The organism is Ruegeria sp. SAZA006, from assembly GCF_059613465.1.
The window spans coordinates 615,315-641,811 of record NZ_JBXWSO010000004.1; the positions used below are offsets into that span (position 1 = coordinate 615,315).

A 26,497-nucleotide genomic window follows, 5' to 3' on the forward strand; every position below is an offset into this window, starting at 1 on the left:
AAGGACATCCGAAATGAACCTGTTCTCCGAGATACGCGGCCTTGTTCTGGACGCGCTGATGCAGATGCAGTCCGAAGGCGCGCTGCCCGAGGGGCTGAGCTTTGACAACGTTGCGGTCGAACCCCCACGCGACGCCGCCCATGGAGACATGGCGACCAATGCCGCGATGGTGTTGGCCAAGCCGGCCAAGATGAAGCCGCGTGACATTGCCGATGCGCTGGCCGCGAAACTGGCTGCCGATGAGCGGATCACGAGTGCCGAGGTTGCAGGTCCGGGCTTTCTCAACCTGCGGCTTGCTCCGCCGGTCTGGCAGGGCGTTCTGGGTGCGGTGTTGGAACAGGGCACGGATTATGGTCGCTCGACCATGGGGCAGGGGCTGAAGGTGAACGTGGAATACGTCTCGGCCAACCCCACGGGACCGCTGCATGTGGGCCACACACGTGGCGCAGTGTTCGGCGATGCGCTGGCCAGCCTGTTGGCCTATTCCGGCCACGATGTGACCCGTGAATACTACATCAACGATGGCGGCGCGCAGGTAGATGTGCTGGCCCGGTCCGCGTTCGAGCGGTACCGCGAGGCCAACGGCCTGAGCCCGGAGATCGCCGAAGGCCTTTACCCGGGCGACTACCTGATCCCGATCGGTGAGGCGCTGAAGGAAAAATACGGCGACAGCTTGCTGGACAAGCCTGAAAGCGAGTGGCTGGCCGAGGTCCGCGTTTTTGCAACCGACGCGATGATGGATCTGATCCGCGCCGATCTGAAGGCGCTGGGCGTCGAGATGGACGTGTTCTTCTCGGAGAAGTCGCTGTACGGAACCGGCAAGATCGAGGCCGCACTGAAGTCGCTCAGCGACAAGGGTCTTATCTATGAAGGCGTTCTTGAGCCGCCCAAGGGCAAAACCCCCGAAGACTGGGAGCCCCGCGAGCAGACCCTGTTCAAGTCCACCGCGCATGGCGACGATGTGGATCGCCCGGTCAAGAAATCCGACGGAAGCTGGACCTATTTTGCTCCGGACATCGCTTATCACTACGACAAGGTGAGCCGCGGATTCGACGCGCTGATCGACGTGTTCGGCGCAGATCACGGCGGCTACGTCAAGCGGATGAAGGCCGCTGTTTCGGCTCTGTCAGACGGCAAGGTGCCGCTGGACATCAAGCTGACCCAGTTGGTGAAGCTGTGGAAAAACGGCGAGCCGTTCAAGATGTCCAAGCGGGCCGGCAATTTCGTCACACTGCGCGATGTGGTCGACCAGGTCGGCCCGGACGTGACCCGGTTCGTGATGCTGACCCGCAAGAACGATGCGCCGCTGGACTTCGACTTCGACAAGGTGCTTGAGCAAAGCCGCGAGAACCCCGTGTTCTACGTGCAATACGCCCATGCCCGGGTCATGAGCGTGCTGCGCCGGGCCGCCGAAGCGGGCGTTGCCGCGGACGACGCGACCCTCAAGGCTGCCGATCTGAGCAAGATCGACCACGCGTCCGAGTTGGTTGTTGCCAAAAAGCTGGCCGAATGGCCACGGCTGGTCGAGATCGCTGCGCGTACCAACGAACCGCATCGGGTTGCCTTCTATCTGTATGAACTTGCAGGGGATTTCCACGCATTGTGGAACAAGGGCAACGAAGAAATGTCGCTACGCTTCCTGCAAGATGGTGACGCGGCAACAAGCCAGGCAAAAATCGCACTGGCCCGGGCCGTTTCTGTTGTGATTTCAGCAGGCTTGGGTATTCTTGGTGTCACGCCGGCGCAGGAGATGCGGTAACCAACACTGCCCGAACCGCCGGCCCGAGGTAGGCAAGAAATGACCCGCGCGCCCCAATTTCAGGCGCGAAACGGGCAGTGAGGCGGATATGACCAGTTACGATTTCTCGGGGCAGACCAGCCCCGAGCACGCGCATTACTCGAATCAGTTCCACCCCGAAGATGGGTATGAATATCCCGACGATATGATGGATCAGGCTGAGGGTGCGCCGGCTGGCGCGGGCCTTGGGCGGGTCGTCAACCTGCTGGGCGCTGCCGCGTCTCTGGCGCTTGTCGCCGGTGTCGCGATCTGGGGGTACAAGCTGGTCATGCGCGATGTGAGCGGCGTACCGGTCGTACGCGCGGCCGAGGGGCCGATGCGGGTGCAGCCGGAGACTCCGGGCGGCACCCCCGCTGATCACCAGGGACTTGCGGTCAATGCCGTTGCGGCGGTCGGGACCGCCGCGCCTCCGGCCGACCGGCTGATCCTTGCGCCGCGCCCCGTTTCTCTGACGGATGAAGACGTGGCGATGGGTGAGCTGAAGCCGACCCCCGCCGTGCATGTCGTCGAACAAGAAATCTCGAACCAGGAAGCGGCCGAACTGCGTCAAGGCGCAGTTGACGCCGTCGTTGCCGAACTGTCCGGCGCGCCTGCCGTCGAGGCACCGCAGACCGAAGAGGGCGTGCAGCTTGCATCCCTGAACTTGGAAGATGACGAGCCAGCCATTGATCCGGCCGATCTCGCCGCTCAGCTGCCGGATCCCGAAATCGCGGCCCTGCCGGGCGTGCGCCGGTCTCTGCGTCCGCTGCGCCGTCCGGCGCGCGCGGCTTCGGCTGTACAGCCTGCAGTCAGTGAAGACGCGATCAACGCCGCGGTCAAAGCTGCTGTAGGGTTGGATGTCGACCCGAACACATTGACCAAGGGTACCCGGCTGGCGCAGCTGGGTGCGTTTGAAAGCCCCGAGGTCGCGCAGGCCGAATGGGACAGGCTGTATCGTAGGTTTGGTGAATATATGGATGGGAAGCAGAGGGTTATCCAGAAAACCTCAAGTGGAGGCCGCACGTTTTATCGTCTGCGGGTCCTGGGGTTCGACGACCTGAGCGACTCGCGCCAGTTCTGCGCCGCCCTGGTCGCACAGGACGCTGACTGTATCCCGGTCGCCGTGCGGTGAGGTTCGGCGCCACGATCACGGATGCGGCCGGGCTACGATTGACACCCGAAGAAAAGGCGTTGTTTCGCCAGATGAACCCGTTCGGGTTCATTCTGTTTGCCCGCAATATCGAAACCGCGGATCAGGTCCGTGCCTTGTGTGACGACTTTCGCGAGGCCGTCGGTCGAAACTGTCCGATCACCATCGACCAAGAGGGCGGACGGGTCCAACGTTTGCGCGCGCCACTTGCGCGGCAATGGATGCCCCCATTGGATCATGCAGAACGTGCCGGCGACCATGCCCGGCGGGCCATGTACCTGCGGTATCGCCTGATCGCGCATGAACTGTATTCCATGGGCATCGACAGCAACTGCGCACCGATGGTGGATCTGGCGCGTCCAGACACCCACGCCTTTTTGCGCAACCGGTGCTACGGCGGCGATGCTTCGACAGTCGCGAAAATCGGCCGGGCCGTTGCGCAGGGTCATTTGGACGGTGGCGTCTTGCCCATCGTCAAGCATATTCCCGGCCACGGACGGGCGACTTTGGACAGCCATTTCGATCTGCCACATGTCGATGCGCCGTTGGACGATCTGTTGCAGACCGATTTTGCCCCGTTTCGCGCCTTGAACGATCTGCCGATGGGCATGACGGCCCATTTGGTCTTTGAGCAGCTCGATGAACGACCGGCAACGATCTCTGCGCAGATGATGGCTGTGATCCGAGATCAGATCGGGTTTGAGGGCCTGATCATGACCGACGACATCTCGATGAAGGCGCTCAGCGGGTCTTTGGCCGACCTGTCGCGTCAGGCGCTGGCCGCAGGATGCGATGTAGTGCTGCACTGCAACGGCTCGCTTGCCGACAGGGCGGCGGTCATGGAAGCTGCGGGCGAGATGTCGGAGGCGGCACAAGCCCGCGCAGACAAGGCGCTGGCACAGCGGCAATCGCCCGAGGAACTTGACATCCGTGCCGCCGAGACGGAACTATCCCGTCTGATGGGCGGGCAGGTATATGACGGATAACCTTTTCAGCGAAGACCCGGTTTCGGTCGCCGATCGGCTGGCCGCCGAGGCGCTGATCGTGGACGTCGACGGGTTTGAAGGCCCGCTGGACGTGCTGCTGACCCTGTCGCGGACGCAAAAGGTCGATCTGCGCAAGATCTCGGTTCTGGCGCTGGCGCAGCAATATCTGGCCTTTGTCGAACGGGCCCGCGCCCTGCGGATCGAACTGGCCGCCGATTACTTGGTGATGGCGGCGTGGCTGGCCTTTCTGAAATCCCGGCTGCTGCTGCCGCCTGACCCCGATGAAGAGGGGCCGACGGGCGAAGAACTGGCCGCGCACCTGGCCTTTCAGTTGGAACGCCTGCAGGCGATGCGCGATGCGGCCGCCCGCCTGATGGCGCGCGACCAGTTGGGGCGCGATTTCTTCAGGCGCGGGCAGGGCGAGGACGTGACCCGCATCCGGACGGTCACCTATTCCGCCACCTTGCTGGACCTGATGCAGGGATATGCCCGCATCCGAACCCGCGACGAGTTCCGACCCTTCGTGATGGACCGCGACGCCGTTTTCACGATGGAACAGGCGCTGGAACGGATGCGCCCGCTGATCGGATTTGCCGGAACCTGGACCGACATGGAAACCTACCTGCCCGACGGATGGGACGTTGACCCGGTGCGGCGGCGCTCGGCCACGGCGGCGACGTTTGCGGCCTCGCTGGAACTGGTCAAGGAAGGACATATGGAGATCAAGCAAAGCGAGACCTTTGCCCCGATCCAACTGCGCAGAAGGACTGACAAACGTGACTGACGCCCCCGAAGACGACGGCACCGGCACCCTGTTCGAAGCGCCTCCGCTGGCTGAGCAGGAGCGTATGGTCGAGGCGGTACTGTTTGCCAGCGCCGAACCGGTGACAGTGGCCGATCTTGAGGCGCGGATGCCGCATGGCTGCGACGCCGCGCAAGCGCTGGAACTGCTGCAGAAACGTTATGAAGGGCGCGGGGTCCGCGTGGTCAAAGTGGGCGAGGCGTGGGCCATCCGCACGGCCCCCGATCTGGGCTTCCTTATGCAGAAGGAAACGGTCGAGACCCGCAAGCTGAGCCGTGCCGCCATCGAGACCCTGGCGATCGTGGCCTATCATCAGCCCTGCACCCGCGCCGAGATCGAAGAAATCCGCGGCGTGTCCGTGTCGCGGGGAACCATCGACCAACTGCTGGAGATGGAGTGGATCCGGCTGGGCCGTCGCCGCATGACGCCGGGCCGTCCGGTGACCTTTGTCGTAACGCCTCAGTTCCTGGATCATTTCGGTCTGGAAAGCGCGCGTGACTTGCCGGGCCTTAAGGAGCTGCGCGCTGCTGGCTTGCTGGAAAACCGGCCGCCGCCGGGGGCGATGCCGATCGGCGAGGCCAACGAAGATGAAACGGGTGACGAAGATCAGTCCGAACTGTTCGAGGAAGATTGATTGCGTCGCCCTTTTGTCGGCGCATATCGCCGTTAGGTTCGGCGCAGAGGAACGGAGACCCAAATGAACGCAAACCGCATCATCGACATGATCGTTCGGCAAGTCATGCGCAGGCTGGTCACGCGCGGTGTCGACAAAGGTTTTGACCTTGCCGATCGTGCGACCCGCAAGCCGGGCCAACAGAGCCAGGCGCGCGATCCTCAGACCGACCGGCGCATGGCGCAAAGTGCAGGCGGACAGAGCCCGAGCATGAAACAGGCCAAGCAGCTGACCCGCCAGATGCGGCGGTTCATGCGGTTCTGAGGTTCACTTTACGGACTTGAAATGCTTCGACAATTTCAGGCCCTGGCCCTGATAGTTCGAAGCAATTCCTGCCCCGTACAGCTGTGTCGGCATCTCGGCCATACGCTCATAGACCAGCCGCCCGACGACCTGTCCATGCTCCAGCACGAATGGCGCTTCGTGACAGCGAACTTCCAGAACTCCACGTGACCCGGCGCCTCCGGCTTCGGCATGACCGAAGCCCGGATCGAAAAAGCCCGCGTAGTGCACCCGGAACTCGCCCACCATCGCCAGATAGGGCGCCATTTCGGCCGCGTACATCGGTGGGATGTGAACCGCCTCTCGGCTGACCAGGATATAGAATGCGCCCGGATCCAGAATGATCCGCCCGTCCTTGGTGCGCACCTCTTCCCAGTATTCCTGCGGGTCGTATTCGCCGATCCGGTCAAGGTCGATCACGCCGGTATGCGGTTTCGCGCGGTAGCCAACAAGGTCAGTGTTGGGCAGGCGCAGGTCGACCGAAAACCCCAGACCGTCCTGAATGACGGCCGGACCATCGACCAATGGGGATTCCGCATGCAGAGCAGTCAGATCCGCATCGGACAAAACTGCCTGGCCTTGCCGGAACCGGATCTGGTTCAGCCGCATCCCCGGACGCACCAAGACAGAAAAGGACCGCGGGCAGATTTCGGCGTAGAGGGGCCCAGAATAGCCTGCGGGCACCCGGTCGAACTCGGTTCCGCCGTCGGTGATGGTACGGGTCAGAAGGTCCAGACGCCCGGTCGAGCTTTTGGCGTTGGCGACAGCGGTCACGTCACCGGGCAGGGACAACGCTTCCATCAGGGGCACAAGGTAGACACAACCTTTTTCGAGAACGGCGCCGTCGGTGATGTCGATCCGGTGCATCTCGAACTCGGCGAGCCGTTCGGACACCGAACGCGCTTCGCCCGCCAGAAATGACGCGCGAACGCGGTAAGCGACTGTTCCCAAACGAAGATCAAGGCTGGCGGGCTGGATCTGGGCGGGCAGAATGGCCGGCTCGGCGGTGATCTCACTGCGCGCGATCATCGCCTCGATTTGCTGGTTCGGGCATACACCTGTCATTCCGATCCCCCCTGGTGCCAGAGCGGGATCTGGCCTGTCTGCCATAAACGTCGGTGTGATTTGGTCGGGCTAGCAGGACTCGAACCTGCGACCTTCCGTCCCCCAGACGGACGCGCTACCAGGCTGCGCCATAGCCCGACGTTGGGCTGTTCATAATGATTTTCCCGGCAGGGGCAAGAGGAAAACATTGCCTTTCTTCTTATCCCGCCTTTTGACCTTCGACCCGGCTGAGCCATGCCCTGAGGTCCCTCGCGATCGGGGCGATCTGGCGCAGCGCCTCAGCGTCAAAATCCGTAGTCTGCCAAGCTTTGGAGGCGATGCCGCCAAACAGCGGGGCAGGGCTGATGCCGTCGTCCCCGTTGACCGCAGCGGGCGCGGGCGTCGGCTCGGGGTGTGGCGAACTGGGTGTTACCTGAAGCTCGGGCGATCCGGGACCATCAGTGTCGGACTGTAGATCGAGGTCGATTTGCTGGCCGGTCGATTTGGGCGGAAAAGACACCACCACGTCCTGTGGCGTCTGTGGTGATTCTGCGCTGACATCGATGTCGGGTGACAGCGCCGCCACATGGGCCACGCCCTGTTCCCTCAGGATGCGTTGGACGCCCTTGATCGTGATGCCATCCTCGTGCAGCAGTTTCTTGATGCCACCCAGAAGGCGCATGTCGTTGGGGCGGTAGTAACGGCGACCGCCTGCACGTTTCACTGGCTTGACTTGTGCAAACCGGCTTTCCCAGAAGCGCAGGACATGGGCCTGAACACCGAGCCAATCCGCAACTTCACTGATGGTGCGAAACGCGTCGGGTGACTTGCTCATATCCTCCTGGCCCCGGGTTTACTTGCGATTCCCGGCGGCGACGCGATCCTTCATCAGATGCGACGGGCGGAAAGTCAGCACGCGGCGCGGCTGGATTGGAACTTCTTCACCGGTTTTCGGGTTGCGTCCAATACGGGCTGATTTGTCACGAACGCTGAAAGTGCCGAAGGACGAAATCTTGACCTGTTCGCCACGCACCAGCGCGTCCGACATGTGGTTCAGAATGCTCTCGACAAGCTGTGCGCTTTCGTTGCGTGACAGCCCAACTTCGCGAAACACGGCTTCGCTCAGATCCATTCGCGTCAGTGTATTATCGCCCATGACATTTCCCCTATTGATTTTCGAGCATAGGGGTAGCGCAAATTCGCTGTCAATATCAATGAATTGCGGGCGGCTGCGTAAGCCGGAATGCGCCGGTTACCACCGCAGGACAACCGAGCCCCACGCCAAACCGCCGCCAATCGCCTCGGTCACGATCAAATCACCTTGCTTGATCTGGCCACGTTCCTTGCCGACCGACAAGGCCAGGGGAATCGAGGCGGCCGATGTGTTGCCGTGGTCCTGAACGGTCACCACGACGTGATCCATGGGCAGGCCCATCTTCTTTGCGGTGCCCTGAATGATGCGGATATTGGCCTGATGCGGCACGATCCAGTCGACGTCCTGACTGTTCAGTCCGGCGCGTTCCAGGGCGGTTTCCGCAGTGGCGGTGAGCTTTTCGACCGCATGGCGGAACACCTGGTTGCCCTGCATCCGAAGATGGCCTGTCGATTGCGTCGACACCCCGCCGTCCACGTACAAAAGGTCCTTGTAGCGTCCGTCAGAATGCAGATCCGTGGACAAGATACCCCGATCATCGCTTGTTCCGGCACCGTTCTGCGCCTCGAGCACGAGGGCACCGGCCCCATCCCCGAACAACACGCAAGTCGATCTGTCGGTCCAGTCCATGATACGCGAAAAAGTTTCAGCGCCGATCACCAGCACGCGCTTGGCCTGACCCGAAAGGATCAAGGCGTTGGCGTTGCTCAGCGCAAACACGAAACCGGCGCAGACGGCCTGAACATCAAAGGCAAACCCTCGGGTCATGCCCAGATTGGCTTGAACCATGGTGGCGGCCGACGGGAACGTCAGATCTGCGGTCGAGGTCGCCAAAACGATTGCGTCAATGTCATCGGCTGTCAGACCGGCGTCCTGCAACGCGGCTTTGGCCGCATAGGTTGCCAGATCGGACGTGGTTTCATCTTCGGCCGCAAAGTGCCGACGCTCGATACCGGAACGGGTGCGAATCCATTCATCGGTCGTATCAAGCGTCTTTTCGAATTCGGAGTTCGGAACCACCCGCTTGGGCAGGTAATGCCCGACACCTACAACGACTGAACGGCCTGCCATCTGGGGTACTGCCTTCTTTGTTCTTATTTGGTCTGCAGCGCAGATTGCGCCGCATCTTGTTCAAGCTCAGCCGTGGATGCAACCCGTGCTGCCAATTTTTCCGCAAAGCCGGACTTGGCCAGGGTGAAAGCCAGCTTGATCGCGGCCGACACGCCGGTGGCGTCGGCGCCTCCGTGGGATTTTATGACAGTGCCGTTCAGGCCAAGAAAGACCCCGCCGTTGACGCGGCGCGGGTCGATGCGTTTCTTCAATCGCTGCAGCGAGGTGATGGCCAGAACCGAGGCCAGGCGCGATAGGGGCGAATACTTGAAGGCCTCGCGCAGCAGGTCACCGATCAGGCTGGCCGTGCCTTCGCCGGTCTTGATGGCGACGTTTCCGGTAAACCCATCCGTTACAATGACATCCGCCTTGTCGCCGGGAATGTCGCTGCCTTCCACGAAGCCCACGAAATCAAAGTTTGCCTGATCCGCGAAGTCGGTGATCAGGGCATGGGCTTCCTTGAGTTCGGCGCGGCCCTTGTGCTCTTCGGTGCCAACGTTCAGCAGCCCGATACGCGGGCGGGTCAGTTCCATGCCGTTGCGCGCATAAGAAGCGCCCATCAACGCGAACTGCAGCAGATCCTTGGCGTCGGCCCGCACATCCGCGCCCACGTCCAGCATGACGTTGAAGCCCTGAGGGTTGCGGGATGGCCACAGAATCGCGATGGCGGGGCGGTTCACCCCGGGCAGTTTGCGCAGCCGCATCATCGACAGCGCCATCAGCGCGCCGGTATTGCCGCAGGAGACGGCACCATGGGCCTCGCCCTGACGCACCGATTCCAGCGCCGACCACATCGAGGTGTTCTTGCCGCTGCGCACCACCTGGCTGGGCTTGTCCTGCATCGTGACCACGTCCGGGCAATCACGAAAAACGACGCGTCCGTCGAGGACACGCCGTTTCGATACAAGCTTGCTCAGCACATCTTTCGGGCCGTGCAGAAGAAATCCGACCTCGGGGTTCTTCTTTGCTGACTTCGCGATTCCAGCCACGACCACGCCGGGACCTGAATCCCCGCCCATTGCGTCAACCGAGATGATGATCTTTCCGGTCTGCGTGGGCTGCGCTGTCATGCCAGAACCTGCGTTCAATCAGGCTTAGGCCGCGTCTTCGTCCAGGTCGATGTCGTCGGCCTGAGCGACGACTTCACGATCGTCATAGTGGCCGCATGCTGCGCAAACGTGGTGCGGGCGCTTCAGCTCGCCGCAGTTCGCGCATTCGTTCGGGTTTGCAGCAACCAGAGCGTCGTGTGCGCGGCGGTTGTTGCGACGCGACTTGGAAACTTTGTTCTGTTGGACGGCCATGGTCTCAACCTTTGTCTACTAAGGGCCAGCAGATTCGCTGCAGGCCGGGTTTCATTCTTCGTTTTCTCGTGGTGTGACGTGCGTTTAGGGAACAAGCCCCGCGATGTCCAACCCAAATTCCGATGAGCGCGCGAAAATACTGCGATTCTCGACATGTTCAAGCGATTTTTCTGAGCGCCTGCTATGACAGGAAATCGATCCCCTGTCACTCGTCTTTTTTAAGTGCGTCACGCAGGGACGCCAGCCCGGCAAAGGGTTTGGCATCCTCGTCGGTCATCGCCTGTTTGCCCGGTTCGGTATAGTTCGCGTCGCCCAGATGTGCGCCGTCTTTCCGGGGGTATTGGGGCAACGCAAGGGACAGTGCCTCGCGCATCACCTGTTCCAGATCGATTTCCGGGCCCAAGGCTTCGGTCTCGTCATCTTCGGGCATTTCGAACTCGGGTTCGTCCGGTTCGGTCAAATTGGCCATGAAAACGCGCCGCACCGGGGCCTCGATCCGGGTCGTGACCGGGTCCAGCGTCACCACGCAGGGCTGAATGACGGTCGCGCCCAGCTTGGCGGTCAACACCCAATCACGCTTGCCTTGCGCGCGCAGCTCGCCGACAAAACTCAGCTTGCGCAGCCCGAGCAGGCCCAACGCATCACGAATTTCCTCGAGTTGCCGAGCAGGGGGGCGCAATTCGAACGCGGTCGGGCTGTTTTGAGGCAGATCGGCGACGCGCAATGTTGAGAGGTCGGACATTGTGACCCTTTCCTGTGTTGAACCGGGGCATGGGTTTCTGTAATCGGATAGAAGCCGCAAGGGACCAAGGCAAGAGGGTGAACATGTTGAAAGTACTGAACAGGCTGAAACCGGCGTCCAGGGCGGTTGCCTGCACGCTTGTTCTGGCCACCGCTGTTGCCTGTACCCCGGTCTACAAGAAGCACGGCTATATCCCCACCCCGGAAGAGCTGGCCGAGATCAAGGTTGGCGTCGATACCCGCGACACGGTTCTGGAAAAGGCTGGCGCGCCCAGCTCGTCAGGTGTGTTGAAGGATTCGGGTTTCTACTATGTGGCGTCGCGCGTTCGCCACTATGGCCCCAAACGCCCCGAGGTCGTCTCGCGCGAATTGGTGGCGATCAGCTTTGACCAGCGTGGCGTCGTCCGCAATATCGAAAAATTCGGTCTCGAAGACGGCTATGTCATCGTGCTGGATCGCCGTGTGACGGACTCCAGTGTTCAGGACAAAGGCTTCCTGCGGCAGCTGCTGGGCAACATCGGCCAATTCAGCCCGTCGAACATCCCGGGGGCCAGCTAATTTCCGGCCGCCGGTTGAAAGCTTCACACGGCGGTCACACTATTGGTGCATGGGATCAGGCAGATCGCAATCGGTGAGAAACCGTGGAGGATGCGACCATGGCCGATGATATTTTGTTGGACAAAGGCCGCTTCCGCGCGCGCCTGGCGCGGTGTCCCGAGGACGTGCGGGCGGCCCAGAATCTTCGTACACTTGCATTCCGAACAGCCGAGACGGATCAGGACAAATTCGACGTTACCTGCGCCCATGTTCTGGTCGAGGATTCGCAGGCAGGTGGCCAGTTGGTCTGCTGTTTCCGGATGCTGGTCATGGACAGCGGCAGCGACATCAGCCGGAGTTATTCGGCCCAGTTCTATGACCTTTCCGCTTTGCAGAGCTTTGATGGGCGCATGGTGGAAATGGGGCGGTTCTGCATCCATCCCGATTGGACGGACCCCGATATCCTGAGGGTGGCCTGGGGCGCGATGACGGCCTTTGTCGACCGCAACGGGGTCCAGTTGCTGTTTGGATGCTCGTCCTTCGCAGGAACTGAGACTGCGGAATACCTGGATGCTTTCGCGATGCTCAAACATCGCCACCTTGCGCCCAAACGCTGGTTGCCGCGGGTCAAGGCGCCGGACGTGTTCCGCTTTGCCGCGCGGCTGCGGCGGCGCCCGGATGCCAGAAAGGCCATGCTGCGAATGCCGCCGTTGCTGCGTACCTATTTAATGATGGGCGGTTGGGTCAGCGATCATGCGGTGGTGGACCGCCAGCTGAACACGCTGCATGTCTTCACCGGTGTCGAGATCGGCGCGATTCCCGCGGCGCGGAAACGCCTCTTGCGGATGATCGCGGGCTGAAGCCGCGCTGCTGGCAAAAGGTGAGGTTGGGGCGTTGACGCCCAATGCCTGCCGGTTTAGCTGGCGCTTATGGCACGTATTCCTTTGTTGCAGATGTCCGGTATCTCGCTGACCTTCGGGGGCGAGCCGGTGTTTTCCGACCTTGACCTGGTGGTTCAGCCCGGCGACCGCGTTGCGCTGGTCGGGCGGAACGGCTCGGGCAAATCCACCCTGATGAAGGTCATGGCCGGTCTGGTCGAGCCGGACCGGGGCGACATTGTCGTGCCGCCCGGCAAATCCGTGGGTTACATGGAGCAGGACCCGACGATGGAGGGCTTTGCCACGCTGGGCGATTATGCGGCCAGCGGGCTGGAACCCGGCGAGCTGTACAAGGTGGAACGGGCCGGCGAGGGGCTGAAATTCGACCCCTCGCGCGCGGTTCAGACTGCCTCGGGCGGCGAACGGCGCCGCGCGGCGCTGGCCAAGTTGATGGCCGAGGCCCCCGACCTGATGCTGCTTGATGAGCCGACCAACCATCTGGACATCGAGGCCATCGGTTGGCTCGAACGTGAACTGGGCGCGACGCGGGCGGCCTTTGTCCTGATCTCGCATGACCGCGCATTCCTGCGGGCGCTGACCCGGGCAACACTGTGGATTGACCGCGGTTTGGTGCGCCGGCAGGAGCAGGGGTTCGAGGCCTTCGAGGCGTGGCGTGACAAGATCTGGGAGGAGGAAGACCAGCAACGCCACAAGCTGGACCGGCTGATCAAGTCCGAGGCGCGTTGGGCGGTCGAGGGGATCAGCGCCCGCCGCAAGCGCAACCAGGGCCGGGTGCGGGCGTTGCAGGCCCTGCGGGCCGAACGCGCGGCGCAGATTAAGCGTCAGGGCTCGGCGGCCATGTCCTTGGAGACCGGTCCGAAATCCGGGCGCAAGGTGATCGAGGCGCGCGGCATCAGCAAGGCGTTCGACGGCAAGCCTATCGTGCGTAACCTGGACCTGCTGGTGCAGCGCGGCGATCGGGTGGCCTTTGTTGGGCCGAATGGCGTGGGCAAGACAACGGTTTTGAAGATGCTGCTGGGCGAAGTGGAGCCGGACGAGGGGTCGGTGACACTGGGCACCAATTTGGAGATCGCGGTCTTCGACCAGACCCGCGCGCAGCTGGACCCCGAGATGACCCTGTGGGACAGCCTGACCGGCGACCCCGAGATGCGCGTCTCGGGCAAGGCCGATCAGGTGATGGTGCGCGGCCAGCCCAAGCATGTGGTCGGCTATCTCAAGGAATTCCTGTTCGACGAACGGCAGGCAAGAGCGGCCGTCAAGTCCTTGTCGGGCGGCGAAAAAGCGCGGTTGCTGCTGGCCAAGCTGATGGCGAAACCGTCGAACCTGTTGGTGCTGGACGAACCGACCAACGACCTAGATGTCGAGACGCTGGACCTGTTGCAGGAACTGCTGGACGACTATGACGGCACGGTGCTGCTGGTCAGTCACGACCGGGATTTCCTGGATCGTGTGGCGACCACCACCATAGCGATGGAGGGCAACGGCCGCGCGACCGTCTATGCGGGCGGCTGGTCGGATTATGTCGCGCAGCGCGTCGATCTGGTCGAGAAAAAGCCGGATAAATCAAAAGAGAACAAGCCGAAGGTCAAGCAGGAAACCAAGTCGAAAACCGGCCTGTCCTTTTCCGAAAAACACCGGCTGGAGAAGCTGCCCGCCGAGATCGCGCGGCTGGAAGCCGAGATCGCCAAGCTGGAGGAGCTGATGTCGGACCCCGAACTGTTCACCCGCGAGCCGGTGAAGTTCCAGAAGGCAACCGAGGCCCTTGTCGAGCGGCAGCAGAAGCTGGCCGCTGCCGAGGAGGAATGGCTGGAACTGGAAGAGAAGGCCGAGGCGGGCTGAGCCAATTCGTCTGTTTTGTACCGGCCCCGGGACGGAGGTCTTCCGTTTTGTACGAAACGAAAATGGCCGGCCCGGACGAAGATCGACCGGGCCGGAAATCGTCAGTGAGGGTCAGCGCATGCGCAGGGCGCCGTCGATGCGGATGACCTCGCCGTTCAGATAGCCCATCTCGACGATGAACCCGGCCAGCCGGCCGTATTCGCGCGGGTCGCCCAGGCGGGCGGGGTTGGGCACGTCGGCGGCCAACTGTTGCTGCACCTCTTCGGGCAGGCCAGCCAGCATCGGCGTCATGAAGATGCCGGGCGCGATGGTCATCACCCGGATCCCGGTCGAGGCCAGGTCGCGCGCCATCGGCAGCGTCATGCCCACGACACCGCCCTTGGACGCCGCATAGGCCGCCTGACCCTTTTGGCCGTCGAACGCGGCAATCGAGGCGGTGTTGATGATCACTCCGCGCGCGCCATCCGGCTCGGGCTCGTTCTTGGCCATCTCGACGGCGGCCAGACGCGACACGTTGAAGGTGCCCACGAGGTTGATGTCGATGGTGCGCTGGAAGGCGTCGAGCGGGTGGGGGCCATCCTTGCCCACGGTCTTGATGCCATAAGCGATGCCGGCACAGTTCACGCAGGCGGTGATTTTGCCCATCTTCTCCATCGCCAGCGCAATGGCCGCAGCCACCGAGTTCTCGTCCGTCACGTCGGCCTGGGCGAAATGTCCGCCGATCTCGGCCGCGACCTGCGCGCCACGCTCGGCATCGCGGTCGAGGATGGTGACCTGCGCGCCGTTCTCGGCAAAGTAACGTGCGGTGGCCTCTCCGAGGCCCGAGGCGCCGCCGGTGATGACGGCAGCGGTGGTGGACAATTGCATGGCGGGCTCCTCCCCAGTGATCTGAACGTTCGTTCAAATAATCCGAGATGGCCCGTCCTGTCCAGTCGGCAGTGACTCAGTCCAGCCGGCTGCGCTGCTGCATCGGGGTGACGCCAAAGGCGGCGCGGTACACGCGTGAGAAATGTCCCGGGCTTTCGAAGCCGCAGGCAAAGGCTACGTCGGTGACCGAGGATTCGGTCTGCAACAACAGGTTGCGCGCGCGGTCCAGCCGCAGCTCCATGAAGTATTTCTTGGGCGAGGCGTTGAGGTATTTGCCGAACAACCGTTCCAGCTGGCGGGTCGAGATGCCGATCTGTTCGGCGATCACCGCCGGCGAGATCGGGTCGTTGATGCGGTCGGCCATGATCTGGATCGCCTTGGCCAGATGCGCGTTGCGCATGCCGTTGCGCGATTGCAGCGACACACGCTGATCGGCGGTCGCGTTGCGCACGGCGTTATAAACCATCTGGTCGGCGACCGCGATCGACAGGTCCTGCCCGTGGTCGCGCTCGATCAGGTGCAGCATCAGGTCGGCCGTCGCGGTACCGCCCGAGGCGGTCATGTGCTTTTCATCGGCCACGAAGACGCTGCGCACCAGGTTCACGTCCGGGAAGGCCTCCATGAAGGCGTCGTGATATTCCCAATGGATCGCCGCCTGCATCCCGTTCAGGAACCCGGCCTCGGCCAGCAGCCACGCGCCCGAACACAGCGCTCCGATGGCCGTTCCGCGGGCCCGTTCGCGGCGCAATGCGGCCAGCAGGGGGCGGCTGACGTGATCGCGCATGTGGATGCCCGACAAAACGAAGATCTGGTCGCATTTTGGCAGGTCCGCCAGCCCGCCATGCACCAGCGTCACGGACCCGTTCGAACACACCGCCTGCGCGCCGTCCTCCGAGGCGAAGGACCAGCGGTACAGCTCCGCGCCGCTGACCCAGTTGGCGATCCGCAGCGGCTCGACCGCGCAGGAGAAGGCCAGGTGCGAGAACTCGGGAACGAGGATGAAACAGAAGTGTTGCGGGCGGGTCATGCGCTCAGTCTATCACGGGCGGTCAGGCTGATTGTGTACAAGGTGCATTTTATCGGGCAAGAGCAGGGGCGACATCCTGGGTGTCGCGATTCGACCAAAGCGAAGGTTGGGGATGAAAGACGACACGAAAAGCCGCAAGGCGGCGCTGGCCGCGCATCTGAAAGCGGCGGTGATGACGCTGAAACTGCGCCCCGGCGATGACCTGGACGAGGCGCAGCTGTCCGAGGCGTTCGGCCTGTCGCGCACGCCCCTGCGCGAAGTGTTCCGGCATCTGGCCGGGCTGGGCTATCTTGAACTGCGAGAAAACCGGGGCGCGCGGGTGTCGCAGATGTCCTACGCCACGCTGCGCGATTTCTTTCTGGTGGCGCCGATGATCTATGGCGCGGTGCTGCGGCTGGCGGCGCAGAACGCCACGGGCGACCAGATCGACCGGTTGAAAGCGGCGCAGGCGGCGTTTCGGGAAACCCTGCGGGCGGGCTCGGCCGAAGATCGCGCGCTGGCCAACAACCAGTTCCACGAGGTCACCGGCGAGATGGCGGCGAATGTCTACCTGCTGCCGTCGTTTCAGCGGCTGCTGATCGACCATGCGCGCATCGGCATGACCTTCTACCGCCCCAATCAGGATGGGATGGGTGAAAGCCTGGCTCTGGCCTGCGCCCAGCATGACGCCATCATCGCCGCGATCGAGGCGCGTGACGAGGCGGCGGCGGGGCAGCTGGCGGCCGATCACTGGGCGCTGTCGCGCGATCAGATCGAGCTGTTCGTGACGCCGGCCGGTCTGGACCTGCCGCTGGGCTCGGTCGAACGCGGATAGAAAAACGGCCGCCCGAAGGCGGCCGTCGTGTACGGAGTCAGGCGGTTCAGGCCAGCTGCACCAGCGCGTGCCGCTTCTTGCCCGCGCTCAGCTTGATGGGCGAGGACAGGGCCGCCGCGTCGATCATCAGCCCCGCATCGGTCAGCGGCGCATCGTCCAGTTTGGCGCCGTTTTCGGCGATCAGGCGCTTGGCCTCCTTGCCCGATTTCGCCAGGCCCGACTTTACGATCAGCTGCACGACCGAGATGCCGTCGCCCAGATCCTCGGCGGTCAGGGTCAGGGTGGGCAGGTCGCCGCCCACGCCGCCCTTCTCGAACACCTCGCGCGCGGTGGCCTCGGCCTTGGCCGCGGCCTCGGCCCCGTGCAGAAGGGTCGTGACTTCGTTGGCCAGACGGATCTTGGCCTCGTTGATCTCGGACCCCTGCAGCGCGCCCATGCGGTCGCATTCGTCCACGGGAAGCTCGGTGAAGATCTTCAGGAAGCGGCCCACATCGGCGTCGGTGGTGTTGCGCCAGAACTGCCAGAACTCGTAAGGCGACAGCATGTCGCCGTTCAGCCAGATGGCGCCGCCCTGGCTTTTGCCCATCTTGCGCCCGTCGCTGGTGGTCAGCAGGGGCGTGGTCAGGCCATAGATCTCATGATCCAGCACGCGTCGGGTCAGGTCGATGCCGTTGACGATGTTGCCCCACTGGTCCGATCCACCCATCTGCAGGATGCAGCTGTAACGACGGTTCAGCTCCAGAAAGTCATAGGCCTGCAGGATCATGTAGTTGAACTCGAGGAACGACAGGGATTGTTCCCGGTCCAGCCGCGATTTCACCGATTCAAAGGACAGCATCCGGTTGACCGAAAAATGCCGCCCGATGTCCCGCAGGAAATCGAGATAGTTCAGGTCGTCCAGCCATTCGGCGTTGTTCAGCATCAGCGCGCCGGTGTCGCTGTCGTCATAGGACAGGTACTTGTCGAACACCTTCTGCATGCCGGCGATGTTGGCGTCGATCTGCTCGGGGCCCAGCAAGGGGCGTTCGTCCGAGCGGAAAGAGGGATCGCCCACCTTGGTGGTGCCGCCCCCCATCAGGGTGATCGGCTTGTGCCCCAGCTTCTGGAACCAGCGCAGAACCATGATGTTCATCAGGTGCCCGACATGCAGGGACTGGGCGGTGGCGTCATACCCGATATAGGCTGTCTGCACCCCGCTTGTCAGAGCATCGTCAAGGCCCTGATAATCGGTGCAGTCGGCCAGAAAGCCGCGCTCGATCATCGTGGCGATGAAATCCGATTTGGGGTGATACGTCATGTCTTGCCTCGGGGTTGAATTGCGGGGCACGTTATAGGCGGCGAACGAGGGAAGGAAAAGGCCATGAATAAGGCCCGAAGCAAAGTTGGGGCAGTGCGGGCACTGGGGGCCATGTCGGGCACCTCGCTCGATGGGGTCGACGCGGCGGTGGTGGAAACCGACGGGCGGCAGATCCTGCGGTTCGGCGACAGTGCGTACCGGCCCTATACTGAGGGCGAGCGCAAGCTGCTGCGCGCCGCGCTTGGCAAATGGAGCGGACCCGAGGTGCACGCCGCCGAAGATCTGGTGACCCGCGCCCATGCCGAGCTGCTGTCGGAATTCGAGGACGTGGAGCTGATCGGGTTTCACGGCCAGACCCTTGCGCATGAGCCGCGCGGCAAGGGCACGTTGCAGGTAGGCGATGGCGAGGGGCTGGCGGTTGCGCTGGGTGTGCCCGTGGTCTGGGATTTCCGCAGTGATGACGTGGCCATGGGCGGCGAGGGCGCGCCGCTGGCGCCGTTTTTCCACTTTGCCTGCGCCAAGTATGTCGGGGCCACGGCGCCCTTGTGCTTTCTGAACCTGGGCGGTGTCGGCAACCTGACCTATGTGGACCCGTCCTTTGACGGACCCGAGGCGCCAGGTGCGCTGTTGGCCTTTGACACCGGCCCGGCCAATGCGCCGATCGACGACCTGGTGCAGGCGCGTCTGGGCCTGCCGATGGACCGCGACGGCGCGCTGGCCCGGCAGGGAACGGTCGAGACCGGAGCGCTGGAGCTGTTTCTGGCCGAGCCGTATTTCAACCGTCTGCCGCCCAAATCGCTGGACCGCAACGATTTCGCCGAAATGATCGGCCTGGTGAAGGAATTGAGTGACGCCGACGCCGTCGCCACCCTGACTGGCATGAGCGCCGCCGGGGTGGTGCAGGGGATGGAGCATTGCCCCAAACCGCCCGCGCGGGTGCTGGTCACCGGCGGCGGGCGCAGGAACCCGGTCTTGATGGAGATGCTGCGCGTGGCGATGGACTGCCCGGTCGATCCGGTCGAGGCCGTAGGTCTGGATGGCGACATGCTCGAGGCGCAGGCCTTTGCCTATCTGGCGGTGCGCGTGGCGCGGGGGATGCCGACCTCTTGCCCCGGCACCACCGGGGTAAAGGCGTTGGTTGGCGGGGGGACGGTCAGCCGGGTGTCGCAGGGCGCATCGCGCTGAAACGCAGCGAAAAATGATCCTGCCAAGGCGCTCGCGCGTAATTGTTGCAGTAGCCACAACAACGCCGGAGATGAAGATGATCGGTTCCCTTGTAAAAAATGCGGCCGGTTGTGCCGCCGCGTTCATGCTCGCAGTGCCTGCCATGGCCGACGTGCAGGTTGAGTTCGTCGAGGGAGCGCCAAAGGACCGCTTCGTTCTTCGCAACGCCAGCGATTGCAGCCTGTCTGCTGCAACGGTGCGTCTGGATTTGTCCTCGTCGCAGGGCGGGCTGATCTTTGATGTCACCGGCGCGGGGGCAGGGGTTGAAGTGTTTCAACCCTTTGAAATGGTTTCGGGGTCCGAATATCTGAACGGGCTGCCTCAGGTTCAGGACGGGCAGTCGATGGTCGATCTGGACATCCGGTCCATGCCTCCCGGAGCAGAAATCGCCTTTACGATCGACGTGGATGACACAGGCGGCGGACGCGAGATCACCGTTTCGGGGGCTGAGATCCAAGGTGCGATAGCCTCTCTGGAAGGCGCGCAGAACCCGCCGCGTGGCGTCTTTTCCTCGGCGGCCCGCGCGGCTATACCGGTCGGGACCTGCTGAGCGGCAGTGCACCTGCGGATGGAACCGGCATGACCAAAACCCTGACACGTATCGCATTTCTGGTTCTGGTAATGGGTGGCGGCATACTGATCGGCACTCTGACGGGGCCGGGGGAGTGGTATGCAAACCTGAACAAACCGGTCTTCAACCCGCCGGGCTGGGTGTTCGGCCCGGTCTGGACGGTTCTGTACGTGCTGATTGCGATGGCGGGATGGCGGCAGTTCGAACGCGACCGGGGATCGCCCGCAATGCGCCTGTGGTGGGCGCAGCTGGGCCTGAACTTCCTGTGGTCGCCCGCATTCTTCGTGCTGCACCAGCCGTGGCTGGCATTGGTAGTAATTCTGTCGCTGCTGGTGGTGATTGTGCTGTTCATCGCGCGTGTCCGCCCGGTGGACCGCGTTTCAGCTTGGGCGTTCGTGCCCTATCTGGCATGGGTGGCATTCGCCACCATACTGAATCTATCGATCGCGGTCCTGAACTGACGCCGGCGGTGGTCAGAGCATCCACTCGACCGGCAGCCACCTGACGACGGCGGCAAGGCCGCGCTGGAACCGAGAGGTGTTCGGGTCGGTCTCAAAGGTCGTGGTCGTCCCGTCCTTGGTCTGCTGAACCCAGACCAGCCCGCCGTCATCATCCATCTCGACGCGATAGGCGAAGTCGGGCTTGTCCAGTTGGCGGGCCAGATCTGTTGCGATCGTGGGGCTCTCGATCAGCAGGCCCATCTCGGTGTTCAGCCGGGCCGAACGCGGGTCCAGATTGTATGAGCCGATGAAGATCCGTTTGCCATCCGAGCCAAACACCTTTGCATGCAGGCCCGACGCAGAGCCTGCGAGAATTTCGGGCAGGCTGCGTTCTTTGTGCTCGTCGCGCAACGCGCGCAGCTCCAGCAACTGAACCCCGCTTGCCAGCAGGTCGTCGCGATAGGCCATGTAGGCCGCATGAACCGGCATCACATCGGTTGCATCCAGTGAGTTGGTCAGGACCCGGACTTTGACCCCAGATGACGCCAACCGCTCGAGCAACTCGGCCCCGCGGGGACCGGGAATGAAATAGGCCGAGACCAGATCGAGCGAAGTCTCGGAGCTTTCGGCAAAGGCGATGAGACGCTCGACCATGAGGTTCTCGTCCTCGACCTCTCCAAGCCCCTTTGCAGGGTCATCGACAAAAAGTTCGACCGCGCTCCATTCGAACGGCAGATCGCGGGCGGCGATGCGGTCGGCCAGTTCATTGTCGCGGATCGCCTTTTGGTATCCGGCTCCGGCCGCGGTCTGACGCGCGGCCTCGGCCAGTGCTTTCAGGCTTGGGTCGGTCGCAACGGGCAGGAACAACGCGGAATCATAGGCTGATCCGCTATTCCAGTAGGCATCGAACGATGCTGCAACTTCGTCCACGATCGGACCGATCGCGATGGTATCGACATCCAGATAGTGCGTCCCGGCCCCGTAGTCGAAATAGATGTCGCCGATGTTTCGGCCACCGACAATCGTGGCCACGCCGTCCACCGTCATGGACTTGTTATGCATGCGGCGGTTCAACCGGCCGAAATCGAACACATAGGACAGCAGCTTGGGATTGCGCAGCGTGAACGGGTTGAAGATGCGGACATGGGCCGTTGGCATGGCATCCAGTTCAGCCAGAAGCGGGTCCAGCCCCGAGATGCCGTTGTCATCGACCAGAAGGCGCACGCGTACGCCCCGTTCTGCCGCCGCACGCAACTCGTCCAGCAGCATCAGGCCGGTCACGTCATCCTGCCAGATGTAGTATTGGGCATCTATGGACGAGACCGCCTCACGCGCGAGAATGGCGCGGGCAGCAAATGCGGTATGCCCCTGCCCGAGGGGGCGGACGCCGTCCAGTCCGGGGTTGCGCTGCATCGCCGGCTCGATGGCTTGGCCCAGCGGTCCAGTCCAATCCGTCGGCTGGCGGTATGTCTGCTCCGAGAAATTGGTCTCGGGCAGAGGAAAGGCCAACCGCAGCCCAAGCACGCCCAGTCCGAGGATCACGGCCACGGTCACCAAAGTCTTGATCAGCCGCATCGCGCCCTCGTCTTTGCCTAATCATACACAAGCGAACCTTGCCGCATCGGGCAGGGCAAGTTCAAGCGTGGTTCGGCAGGGGCTTGAGGTTTAATCCCGGGGAATGTCGAACCCCGCCGGCGCCAGTTCAAACCCGTCGAACTGAAACCCCGGCGAGACGACACAGCTGACCAGCGTGTAGTCCCCGGTGCTGCGGGCGGCCTGCCAATGCCCGGCGGGCACAATGATCTGCGGCGCGCCCTCGCTCAGGTCAGGGGACAGCATGTGATCGCTTGCAGGTCCGGTATCGGTTTCGCTGATCGACAGGATCAGCGGCGCGCCGGCGTGAAACAGCCAGATCTCGGTCGCATCGACCCGGTGCCAGTGGCTGGCCTCGCCCTGTTTCAGCAGGAAATGGATGCAGGTCGCGGTGGGGCGGCCGCTGTTGTCCGCGCGCCAGGTCTCGGCATACCAACCGCCTTCGGGGTGGGGCTGCAGTTGCAGGTGGTCGATGATCTGGTCGGCGGTCATGATGGGCCTTTCACGGCGATGGGATTTGGTGCTGGCAATACTGCGCACAGATCATATGTTTGCGCCATGACCCTGACGATCCCCTTCGACAATTCCTATGCCCGGTTGCCCGGTGCCTTTTATGCGCGCCAGTCGCCCGAACCCGTGCGCGCGCCGCGACTGGTGGCTTTCAATGACGATCTGGCGCAGGTGCTGGGCATCTCGCCCGGTGACGCGCAGGACATGGCCGAGGTTTTTGCAGGCAATACCCTGCCTGACGGGGCCGAGCCGCTGGCGCAGCTGTATTCCGGCCACCAGTTCGGCAACTACAACCCGCAGCTGGGCGACGGGCGCGCGGTGCTGCTGGGCGAGGTTGTGGGCACGGACGGGATACGCCGCGACATTCAGCTCAAAGGCTCGGGGCGCACGCCGTTCTCCCGGCAGGGCGACGGGCGGGCCTGGCTGGGGCCGGTTCTGCGCGAATATGTCGTGTCCGAGGCGATGCATGCGTTGGGCATTCCCACCACGCGTGCCCTGGCGGCGGTGGAAACCGGCGAGGTCGTGCTGCGCGAGGGCCCGATGCCCGGCGCGGTGCTGACCCGCGTGGCGCAGAGCCATCTGCGGGTGGGCACGTTCCAGATATTCGCCGCACGCGGCCAGATCGCCGATCTACGGCGGCTGACGGATTATGCCATTGAACGCCATTACCCGGATGCCGTCGGGCCGATGGGCCTGCTGCGCGCCGTGCGTGACGCGCAGGCCGCGTTGATCGCGCAATGGATGGCGGTGGGTTTCATCCACGGGGTGATGAACACCGACAACTGCGCCATTTCGGGCGAAACCATCGACTATGGCCCCTGCGCCTTCATGGACAGCTATCATCCGAATACCGTCTACAGCTCGATCGACCGGATGGGGCGCTATGCCTATTCCAACCAGCCCGAGATCGCGGTGTGGAACCTGGCGCAGCTGGCGACGGCGCTGATCCAGCAGATCGAGGACAAGCAGGCCGCCGTGGAAGAGGCGACCGAGATCGTGCACGCCATGCCCGAATTGATGCAGCAGCACTGGCTGCGCCGGTTCCGGGCCAAGATCGGCCTGACCACCGAGGAGGATGACGACCTTGCGCTGATCTCGGACCTGCTGACGCGGATGGCGCAGAACCAGGCCGATTTCACCAATACCTTCCGCGCGCTGGGCGGCGACGCGGCGCGGGACCAGTTCACCGATCCGGCGGCTTTTGACAGCTGGGCCGAGGGGTGGCGCGCGCGGCTGACAAGCGAGGGTGATCCGCTCGCGGTGATGCGCGCGGCCAACCCTGCCTTCATCCCACGCAACCACCGGGTCGAGCAGATGATCCAGGCCGCCGTTCAGGGCGACTATGCCCCGTTCCACCGGCTGAACGCGGTGCTGGCCCGGCCCTATGACGACCAGCCCGACGCCGCCGACCTGAGGCGCCCGCCCACGCAGGATGAGGTGGTGCATGCCACCTTTTGCGGCACCTGAGCGGGTTTCGGCATCTGTGCTGAACTATCGGCTTGCGTCCGGGCGCGATCCTGCGAATCCTGACGGGGTACAACCGTAGAAAACAGATGACCAATTTGCCCAAGCTGCGCCTTGCCAGCTACAACATCCAGAAATGCGTCGGGCTGGACCTGCGCCGCCAGCCGCAGCGCATCCTGCAGGTGCTGGACCGGCTGGGCGCCGATATCGTGGTGCTGCAAGAGGCCGACAAGCGCCTGCCGCCGCGCCCGGCGGCGCTGCCGCATTTCATGCTGGACGAGGCTGGTTGGAAGATCGTCGATCTGGGCGGTGCGGGTAGTCTGGGCTGGCATGGCAACGCGGTGATCTGGCGGGGCGACCGCATTCAGGTGCGCTGCGCTGCGCATCATGACCTGCCGGGGCTCGAGCCGCGCGGGGCGGTCCGGGTCGAGTTCGACACCCATATTGGGCCTTTGCGGGTGATGGGGATGCATCTGGGACTGTTCTCGGCGTGGCGTCGGCAGCAGATCGTCCATCTGCGGCAGGATGAGCGCGCTCTGGAGCAGATGCCTACGGTCTGGGCCGGGGATTTCAACGAATGGTCACGCCAGCCCGTGCTGGACCACCTGGCCCCCGGTATGCGGTTCCTGCCGCCGGTGCCCAGCTTTCCTGCCGCGCAGCCGCTGGGGGCGCTGGACCGGATCGCGCTGGGCGGCGGGCTCGAGGCGCTGGCCCACGGTGTTCACGGGGAAAGGCCCGCGCATATCGCCTCGGACCACCTGCCGGTCTGGGCCGATCTGCGGTTGTCGGGCTGAAGCGCAGCGGGCGCAAATCGCAGTGGCGAAATCCGCGCGGACGTACTAAGACAGAAACCCGAACGGATTCTGGGGGATGACATGGCGGACACGATCATCGCGCGTTGCGAAGCCAAAGGCCTGCGCATGACCGGCCAGCGTCGGACCATCGCGCAGGTGCTGCAGGACAGTGATGATCATCCCGATGTCGAGGAATTGTACGCCCGCGCCTCGGCGCTGGATGCGGGCATTTCGATCGCAACCGTCTATCGCACCGTCAAACTTTTCGAGGAGGCCGGCATCCTCGAACGGCTGGAATTCGGCGACGGGCGCGCGCGCTATGAGGACGCCGAACGCGACCACCACGATCATCTGATCGACATGAACTCGGGCGAAGTGATCGAATTCGTGGACCCCGAGATCGAAGCCCTGCAGGAAAAGATCGCCTCGAAGCTGGGCTATCGTCTGAAAGGTCATCGGTTGGAATTGTACGGAGTTCCGCTGGACAAGGACTGACCCAGCCGGGACACATCACCAAAAGCGATTGGTCATCTAAAATCTATTCATGATTCGAAGCCCTCTTCGCGCTTGCCACGGGGGCGCGATCCGGGTCTTCTGCGTTGCGACGCGGCAATTAGGCCGTCCGAAATCAATAGGCAACGACATGAACAACGCGAACGGCATCCTGCTGGTCATCGGCGCTATGGCCGCCTTCACGCTTGAGGACATGTTCATCAAGCATCTGTCGGTCACCGTGCCGACCGGTCAGGTCATGATCGTGCTGGGGCTGTTCTGCGCACTTGTATTTGCCGCCATGGCCATCGTCACGCGCAAACCGATCTTTGACTCGGCCGCCTGGCAACCGCTGTTCGTGATCCGCGCGTGCACCGAGGCGGTCGGGGCGCTGAGCTTTGTCACCGCATTGTCCCTTGTCGACCTGTCGACCGTTGCGGCCGTGTTTCAGGCGATGCCGCTGGTGGTCACGATGGGGGCCGCACTCTTCCTGCGCGAGCAAGTCGGCTGGCGCCGTTGGAGCGCAATCGGCGTCGGATTCATCGGCGTCCTGATGATCATCCGCCCCGGTCTGGACGGGTTTCGGCCCGAGGCTCTGTTTGTGGTGGCCAGCGTCATCGCCATTGCCGCACGGGATCTGATCACCCGCCGGCTGGACGCGCGGGTGGCCTCGGCCGTGGTGGCGCTGCAGGCCTATGCGGCGGTCGCGATTGCCGGCGGCGTGCTGATGCTGACCTCGGCGCAGCCTTTGGCGCCGCTACAGATGGGGCAGATCGGACCCTATGTCGGTGCCGTTGGCTTCGGTGTTCTAGGCTATCTGGGGATCGTGACCGCAATGCGCGTGGGTGAGGCCTCGGCCCTGACCCCGTTCCGCTATACGCGGCTGCTGTTCTCGATCCTGGCCGGGATGTGGATGTTCGGCGAACGGCCGGACCTGATGACCATGATCGGCGCGTCGCTGATCATCGGGTCGGGCATGTACACGTTCATCCGCGAACGGCGCATTGCCCGGGCCATGGCTCCGGCGGTCTGCTGACCTGTTGGCGCAAACACACCGCTGTTGGCGCTAAAGGCCGGAGAATGTGCGTGTTAGCGATAACGGACCCGGTT

Annotated in this window: 29 protein-coding genes and 1 tRNA gene; 17 read left to right on the forward strand and 13 right to left on the reverse strand. The window is 63.3% G+C overall.

The window, feature by feature from the left end:
- Positions 1-13: 13 nt before the first annotated feature.
- From argS to AC2FNZ_RS05785, 6 genes are all read left to right on the forward strand, one after another.
- Positions 14-1,759, forward strand: coding sequence for an arginine--tRNA ligase (gene argS, locus AC2FNZ_RS05760; RefSeq protein ID WP_496839821.1), 1,746 nt, complete (start codon positions 14-16; stop codon positions 1,757-1,759).
- An 88-nt stretch (positions 1,760-1,847) separates the two neighbouring features.
- Positions 1,848-2,909 (forward strand): SPOR domain-containing protein, encoded by a 1,062-nt coding sequence (locus AC2FNZ_RS05765; protein ID WP_093962323.1) that lies wholly within the window; start codon positions 1,848-1,850, stop codon positions 2,907-2,909.
- Complete coding sequence (gene nagZ, locus AC2FNZ_RS05770) at positions 2,906-3,913, forward strand: beta-N-acetylhexosaminidase (protein ID WP_496839822.1); 1,008 nt, start codon at positions 2,906-2,908, stop codon at positions 3,911-3,913. Before AC2FNZ_RS05765 ends, nagZ begins: the two co-directional genes overlap by 4 nt.
- On the forward strand, positions 3,903-4,697 hold the full coding sequence (locus AC2FNZ_RS05775) for a segregation and condensation protein A (protein ID WP_093962321.1): 795 nt from the start codon (positions 3,903-3,905) through the stop codon (positions 4,695-4,697). The genes nagZ and AC2FNZ_RS05775 overlap by 11 nt, the downstream gene beginning before the upstream one ends.
- Positions 4,690-5,349, forward strand: a complete 660-nt coding sequence (gene scpB / locus AC2FNZ_RS05780; protein WP_170338220.1) for an SMC-Scp complex subunit ScpB — start codon at positions 4,690-4,692, stop codon at positions 5,347-5,349. Before AC2FNZ_RS05775 ends, scpB begins: the two co-directional genes overlap by 8 nt.
- 63 nt (positions 5,350-5,412) lie before the next feature.
- Positions 5,413-5,652: a hypothetical protein gene (locus AC2FNZ_RS05785; RefSeq protein ID WP_093962319.1), complete on the forward strand. Its 240-nt coding sequence runs from the start codon at positions 5,413-5,415 to the stop codon at positions 5,650-5,652.
- A gap of 3 nt (positions 5,653-5,655) precedes the next feature.
- Here AC2FNZ_RS05785 and AC2FNZ_RS05790 read toward each other — a convergent pair whose 3' ends face one another.
- The 8 genes from AC2FNZ_RS05790 to AC2FNZ_RS05825 all read right to left on the reverse strand — a co-directional run bounded on the left by AC2FNZ_RS05790 (position 5,656) and on the right by AC2FNZ_RS05825 (position 11,020).
- Positions 5,656-6,735, reverse strand: a complete 1,080-nt coding sequence (locus AC2FNZ_RS05790; RefSeq protein ID WP_496839823.1) for a 2'-deoxycytidine 5'-triphosphate deaminase — start codon at positions 6,733-6,735, stop codon at positions 5,656-5,658.
- Between the two features lie 61 nt (positions 6,736-6,796).
- A tRNA-Pro gene (locus AC2FNZ_RS05795) sits at positions 6,797-6,873 on the reverse strand.
- A 61-nt stretch (positions 6,874-6,934) separates the two neighbouring features.
- Complete coding sequence (locus tag AC2FNZ_RS05800; protein WP_496839824.1) at positions 6,935-7,549, reverse strand: MerR family transcriptional regulator; 615 nt, start codon at positions 7,547-7,549, stop codon at positions 6,935-6,937.
- 18 nt (positions 7,550-7,567) lie between these two features.
- Complete coding sequence (gene ihfA, locus AC2FNZ_RS05805) at positions 7,568-7,870, reverse strand: integration host factor subunit alpha (RefSeq protein ID WP_093962316.1); 303 nt, start codon at positions 7,868-7,870, stop codon at positions 7,568-7,570.
- A gap of 96 nt (positions 7,871-7,966) precedes the next feature.
- Positions 7,967-8,938 carry a beta-ketoacyl-ACP synthase III gene (locus AC2FNZ_RS05810; RefSeq protein WP_480694553.1) on the reverse strand — a complete coding sequence of 324 codons (972 nt, stop codon included), beginning with the start codon at positions 8,936-8,938 and terminating at the stop codon, positions 7,967-7,969.
- Positions 8,939-8,961: 23 nt separating this feature from the next.
- Positions 8,962-10,047, reverse strand: a complete 1,086-nt coding sequence (gene plsX / locus AC2FNZ_RS05815; RefSeq protein WP_093962314.1) for a phosphate acyltransferase PlsX — start codon at positions 10,045-10,047, stop codon at positions 8,962-8,964.
- A gap of 24 nt (positions 10,048-10,071) precedes the next feature.
- Positions 10,072-10,278: a 50S ribosomal protein L32 gene (gene rpmF, locus AC2FNZ_RS05820; RefSeq protein WP_093962313.1), complete on the reverse strand. Its 207-nt coding sequence runs from the start codon at positions 10,276-10,278 to the stop codon at positions 10,072-10,074.
- Positions 10,279-10,483: 205 nt separating this feature from the next.
- Positions 10,484-11,020, reverse strand: a complete 537-nt coding sequence (locus tag AC2FNZ_RS05825) for a YceD family protein (protein ID WP_496839825.1) — start codon at positions 11,018-11,020, stop codon at positions 10,484-10,486.
- 83 nt (positions 11,021-11,103) lie between these two features.
- Here AC2FNZ_RS05825 and AC2FNZ_RS05830 point away from each other — a divergent pair, with 83 nt between their 5' ends.
- The 3 genes from AC2FNZ_RS05830 to AC2FNZ_RS05840 all read left to right on the forward strand — a co-directional run bounded on the left by AC2FNZ_RS05830 (position 11,104) and on the right by AC2FNZ_RS05840 (position 14,294).
- Positions 11,104-11,577 carry an outer membrane protein assembly factor BamE gene (locus tag AC2FNZ_RS05830; protein ID WP_093962985.1) on the forward strand — a complete coding sequence of 158 codons (474 nt, stop codon included), beginning with the start codon at positions 11,104-11,106 and terminating at the stop codon, positions 11,575-11,577.
- A gap of 98 nt (positions 11,578-11,675) precedes the next feature.
- The gene (locus tag AC2FNZ_RS05835) at positions 11,676-12,416 is read left to right on the forward strand and encodes a GNAT family N-acetyltransferase (RefSeq protein ID WP_170437787.1); all 741 of its coding nucleotides are present in this window, start codon (positions 11,676-11,678) and stop codon (positions 12,414-12,416) included.
- A gap of 69 nt (positions 12,417-12,485) precedes the next feature.
- Positions 12,486-14,294 (forward strand): ABC-F family ATP-binding cassette domain-containing protein, encoded by a 1,809-nt coding sequence (locus AC2FNZ_RS05840; RefSeq protein WP_496839826.1) that lies wholly within the window; start codon positions 12,486-12,488, stop codon positions 14,292-14,294.
- 111 nt (positions 14,295-14,405) lie between these two features.
- Here AC2FNZ_RS05840 and AC2FNZ_RS05845 read toward each other — a convergent pair whose 3' ends face one another.
- Together AC2FNZ_RS05845 and AC2FNZ_RS05850 are read right to left on the reverse strand one after the other, a co-directional pair.
- A complete protein-coding gene (locus AC2FNZ_RS05845; RefSeq protein WP_496839827.1) occupies positions 14,406-15,161 on the reverse strand; it encodes a 3-hydroxyacyl-CoA dehydrogenase in 756 nt (251 codons plus the stop codon).
- 76 nt (positions 15,162-15,237) lie between these two features.
- Positions 15,238-16,188 carry a GlxA family transcriptional regulator gene (locus AC2FNZ_RS05850; protein WP_496839828.1) on the reverse strand — a complete coding sequence of 317 codons (951 nt, stop codon included), beginning with the start codon at positions 16,186-16,188 and terminating at the stop codon, positions 15,238-15,240.
- Positions 16,189-16,300: 112 nt separating this feature from the next.
- Here AC2FNZ_RS05850 and AC2FNZ_RS05855 point away from each other — a divergent pair, with 112 nt between their 5' ends.
- Positions 16,301-17,002 carry a GntR family transcriptional regulator gene (locus AC2FNZ_RS05855; protein WP_496839829.1) on the forward strand — a complete coding sequence of 234 codons (702 nt, stop codon included), beginning with the start codon at positions 16,301-16,303 and terminating at the stop codon, positions 17,000-17,002.
- A 46-nt stretch (positions 17,003-17,048) separates the two neighbouring features.
- Here the strand turns inward: AC2FNZ_RS05855 and tyrS are convergent, their stop codons facing one another.
- Entirely contained in the window at positions 17,049-18,299 is a 1,251-nt protein-coding gene (gene tyrS, locus AC2FNZ_RS05860) for a tyrosine--tRNA ligase (protein WP_496839830.1), read from the reverse strand.
- Positions 18,300-18,362: 63 nt separating this feature from the next.
- Here tyrS and AC2FNZ_RS05865 point away from each other — a divergent pair, with 63 nt between their 5' ends.
- From AC2FNZ_RS05865 to AC2FNZ_RS05875, 3 genes are all read left to right on the forward strand, one after another.
- The gene (locus AC2FNZ_RS05865; RefSeq protein WP_496839831.1) at positions 18,363-19,484 is read left to right on the forward strand and encodes an anhydro-N-acetylmuramic acid kinase; all 1,122 of its coding nucleotides are present in this window, start codon (positions 18,363-18,365) and stop codon (positions 19,482-19,484) included.
- 76 nt (positions 19,485-19,560) lie between these two features.
- A complete protein-coding gene (locus AC2FNZ_RS05870) occupies positions 19,561-20,073 on the forward strand; it encodes an aggregation factor core (RefSeq protein WP_496839832.1) in 513 nt (170 codons plus the stop codon).
- Positions 20,074-20,102: 29 nt separating this feature from the next.
- Positions 20,103-20,555 (forward strand): TspO/MBR family protein, encoded by a 453-nt coding sequence (locus AC2FNZ_RS05875; RefSeq protein ID WP_496839834.1) that lies wholly within the window; start codon positions 20,103-20,105, stop codon positions 20,553-20,555.
- Between the two features lie 12 nt (positions 20,556-20,567).
- Here the strand turns inward: AC2FNZ_RS05875 and AC2FNZ_RS05880 are convergent, their stop codons facing one another.
- Together AC2FNZ_RS05880 and AC2FNZ_RS05885 are read right to left on the reverse strand one after the other, a co-directional pair.
- The gene (locus AC2FNZ_RS05880; protein ID WP_496839835.1) at positions 20,568-22,109 is read right to left on the reverse strand and encodes a phospholipase D family protein; all 1,542 of its coding nucleotides are present in this window, start codon (positions 22,107-22,109) and stop codon (positions 20,568-20,570) included.
- 90 nt (positions 22,110-22,199) lie between these two features.
- Positions 22,200-22,619 carry a cupin domain-containing protein gene (locus tag AC2FNZ_RS05885; protein ID WP_496839836.1) on the reverse strand — a complete coding sequence of 140 codons (420 nt, stop codon included), beginning with the start codon at positions 22,617-22,619 and terminating at the stop codon, positions 22,200-22,202.
- Positions 22,620-22,685: 66 nt separating this feature from the next.
- On the opposite strand from AC2FNZ_RS05885, the gene AC2FNZ_RS05890 reads away from it, so the two are divergent.
- From AC2FNZ_RS05890 to AC2FNZ_RS05905, 4 genes are all read left to right on the forward strand, one after another.
- On the forward strand, positions 22,686-24,104 hold the full coding sequence (locus AC2FNZ_RS05890; RefSeq protein WP_496839837.1) for a protein adenylyltransferase SelO: 1,419 nt from the start codon (positions 22,686-22,688) through the stop codon (positions 24,102-24,104).
- Positions 24,105-24,190: 86 nt separating this feature from the next.
- Positions 24,191-24,895 carry an endonuclease/exonuclease/phosphatase family protein gene (locus AC2FNZ_RS05895; RefSeq protein ID WP_093962303.1) on the forward strand — a complete coding sequence of 235 codons (705 nt, stop codon included), beginning with the start codon at positions 24,191-24,193 and terminating at the stop codon, positions 24,893-24,895.
- Between the two features lie 81 nt (positions 24,896-24,976).
- A complete protein-coding gene (locus AC2FNZ_RS05900; RefSeq protein ID WP_093962302.1) occupies positions 24,977-25,390 on the forward strand; it encodes a Fur family transcriptional regulator in 414 nt (137 codons plus the stop codon).
- A gap of 148 nt (positions 25,391-25,538) precedes the next feature.
- Positions 25,539-26,423, forward strand: a complete 885-nt coding sequence (locus AC2FNZ_RS05905) for a DMT family transporter (RefSeq protein WP_496839838.1) — start codon at positions 25,539-25,541, stop codon at positions 26,421-26,423.
- Positions 26,424-26,497 lie beyond the last annotated feature (74 nt).

Coding starts and splice junctions, on each gene's coding strand:
- AC2FNZ_RS05875 (WP_496839834.1), top strand. CDS start 20,103: ATGACCAAAACCCTGACACGTATCGCATTTCTGGTTCTGGTAATGGGT.
- AC2FNZ_RS05800 (WP_496839824.1), bottom strand. CDS start 7,549: ATGAGCAAGTCACCCGACGCGTTTCGCACCATCAGTGAAGTTGCGGAT.
- AC2FNZ_RS05775 (WP_093962321.1), top strand. CDS start 3,903: ATGACGGATAACCTTTTCAGCGAAGACCCGGTTTCGGTCGCCGATCGG.
- AC2FNZ_RS05870 (WP_496839832.1), top strand. CDS start 19,561: ATGATCGGTTCCCTTGTAAAAAATGCGGCCGGTTGTGCCGCCGCGTTC.
- AC2FNZ_RS05900 (WP_093962302.1), top strand. CDS start 24,977: ATGGCGGACACGATCATCGCGCGTTGCGAAGCCAAAGGCCTGCGCATG.
- AC2FNZ_RS05905 (WP_496839838.1), top strand. CDS start 25,539: ATGAACAACGCGAACGGCATCCTGCTGGTCATCGGCGCTATGGCCGCC.
- AC2FNZ_RS05880 (WP_496839835.1), bottom strand. CDS start 22,109: ATGCGGCTGATCAAGACTTTGGTGACCGTGGCCGTGATCCTCGGACTG.
- rpmF (WP_093962313.1), bottom strand. CDS start 10,278: ATGGCCGTCCAACAGAACAAAGTTTCCAAGTCGCGTCGCAACAACCGC.
- AC2FNZ_RS05830 (WP_093962985.1), top strand. CDS start 11,104: ATGTTGAAAGTACTGAACAGGCTGAAACCGGCGTCCAGGGCGGTTGCC.
- argS (WP_496839821.1), top strand. CDS start 14: ATGAACCTGTTCTCCGAGATACGCGGCCTTGTTCTGGACGCGCTGATG.
- AC2FNZ_RS05885 (WP_496839836.1), bottom strand. CDS start 22,619: ATGACCGCCGACCAGATCATCGACCACCTGCAACTGCAGCCCCACCCC.
- AC2FNZ_RS05855 (WP_496839829.1), top strand. CDS start 16,301: ATGAAAGACGACACGAAAAGCCGCAAGGCGGCGCTGGCCGCGCATCTG.
- AC2FNZ_RS05765 (WP_093962323.1), top strand. CDS start 1,848: ATGACCAGTTACGATTTCTCGGGGCAGACCAGCCCCGAGCACGCGCAT.
- plsX (WP_093962314.1), bottom strand. CDS start 10,047: ATGACAGCGCAGCCCACGCAGACCGGAAAGATCATCATCTCGGTTGAC.
- AC2FNZ_RS05790 (WP_496839823.1), bottom strand. CDS start 6,735: ATGACAGGTGTATGCCCGAACCAGCAAATCGAGGCGATGATCGCGCGC.
- AC2FNZ_RS05895 (WP_093962303.1), top strand. CDS start 24,191: ATGACCAATTTGCCCAAGCTGCGCCTTGCCAGCTACAACATCCAGAAA.
- AC2FNZ_RS05825 (WP_496839825.1), bottom strand. CDS start 11,020: ATGTCCGACCTCTCAACATTGCGCGTCGCCGATCTGCCTCAAAACAGC.
- AC2FNZ_RS05785 (WP_093962319.1), top strand. CDS start 5,413: ATGAACGCAAACCGCATCATCGACATGATCGTTCGGCAAGTCATGCGC.
- ihfA (WP_093962316.1), bottom strand. CDS start 7,870: ATGGGCGATAATACACTGACGCGAATGGATCTGAGCGAAGCCGTGTTT.
- AC2FNZ_RS05865 (WP_496839831.1), top strand. CDS start 18,363: ATGAATAAGGCCCGAAGCAAAGTTGGGGCAGTGCGGGCACTGGGGGCC.
- AC2FNZ_RS05845 (WP_496839827.1), bottom strand. CDS start 15,161: ATGCAATTGTCCACCACCGCTGCCGTCATCACCGGCGGCGCCTCGGGC.
- AC2FNZ_RS05810 (WP_480694553.1), bottom strand. CDS start 8,938: ATGGCAGGCCGTTCAGTCGTTGTAGGTGTCGGGCATTACCTGCCCAAG.
- AC2FNZ_RS05850 (WP_496839828.1), bottom strand. CDS start 16,188: ATGACCCGCCCGCAACACTTCTGTTTCATCCTCGTTCCCGAGTTCTCG.
- tyrS (WP_496839830.1), bottom strand. CDS start 18,299: ATGACGTATCACCCCAAATCGGATTTCATCGCCACGATGATCGAGCGC.
- AC2FNZ_RS05835 (WP_170437787.1), top strand. CDS start 11,676: ATGGCCGATGATATTTTGTTGGACAAAGGCCGCTTCCGCGCGCGCCTG.
- AC2FNZ_RS05840 (WP_496839826.1), top strand. CDS start 12,486: ATGGCACGTATTCCTTTGTTGCAGATGTCCGGTATCTCGCTGACCTTC.
- AC2FNZ_RS05890 (WP_496839837.1), top strand. CDS start 22,686: ATGACCCTGACGATCCCCTTCGACAATTCCTATGCCCGGTTGCCCGGT.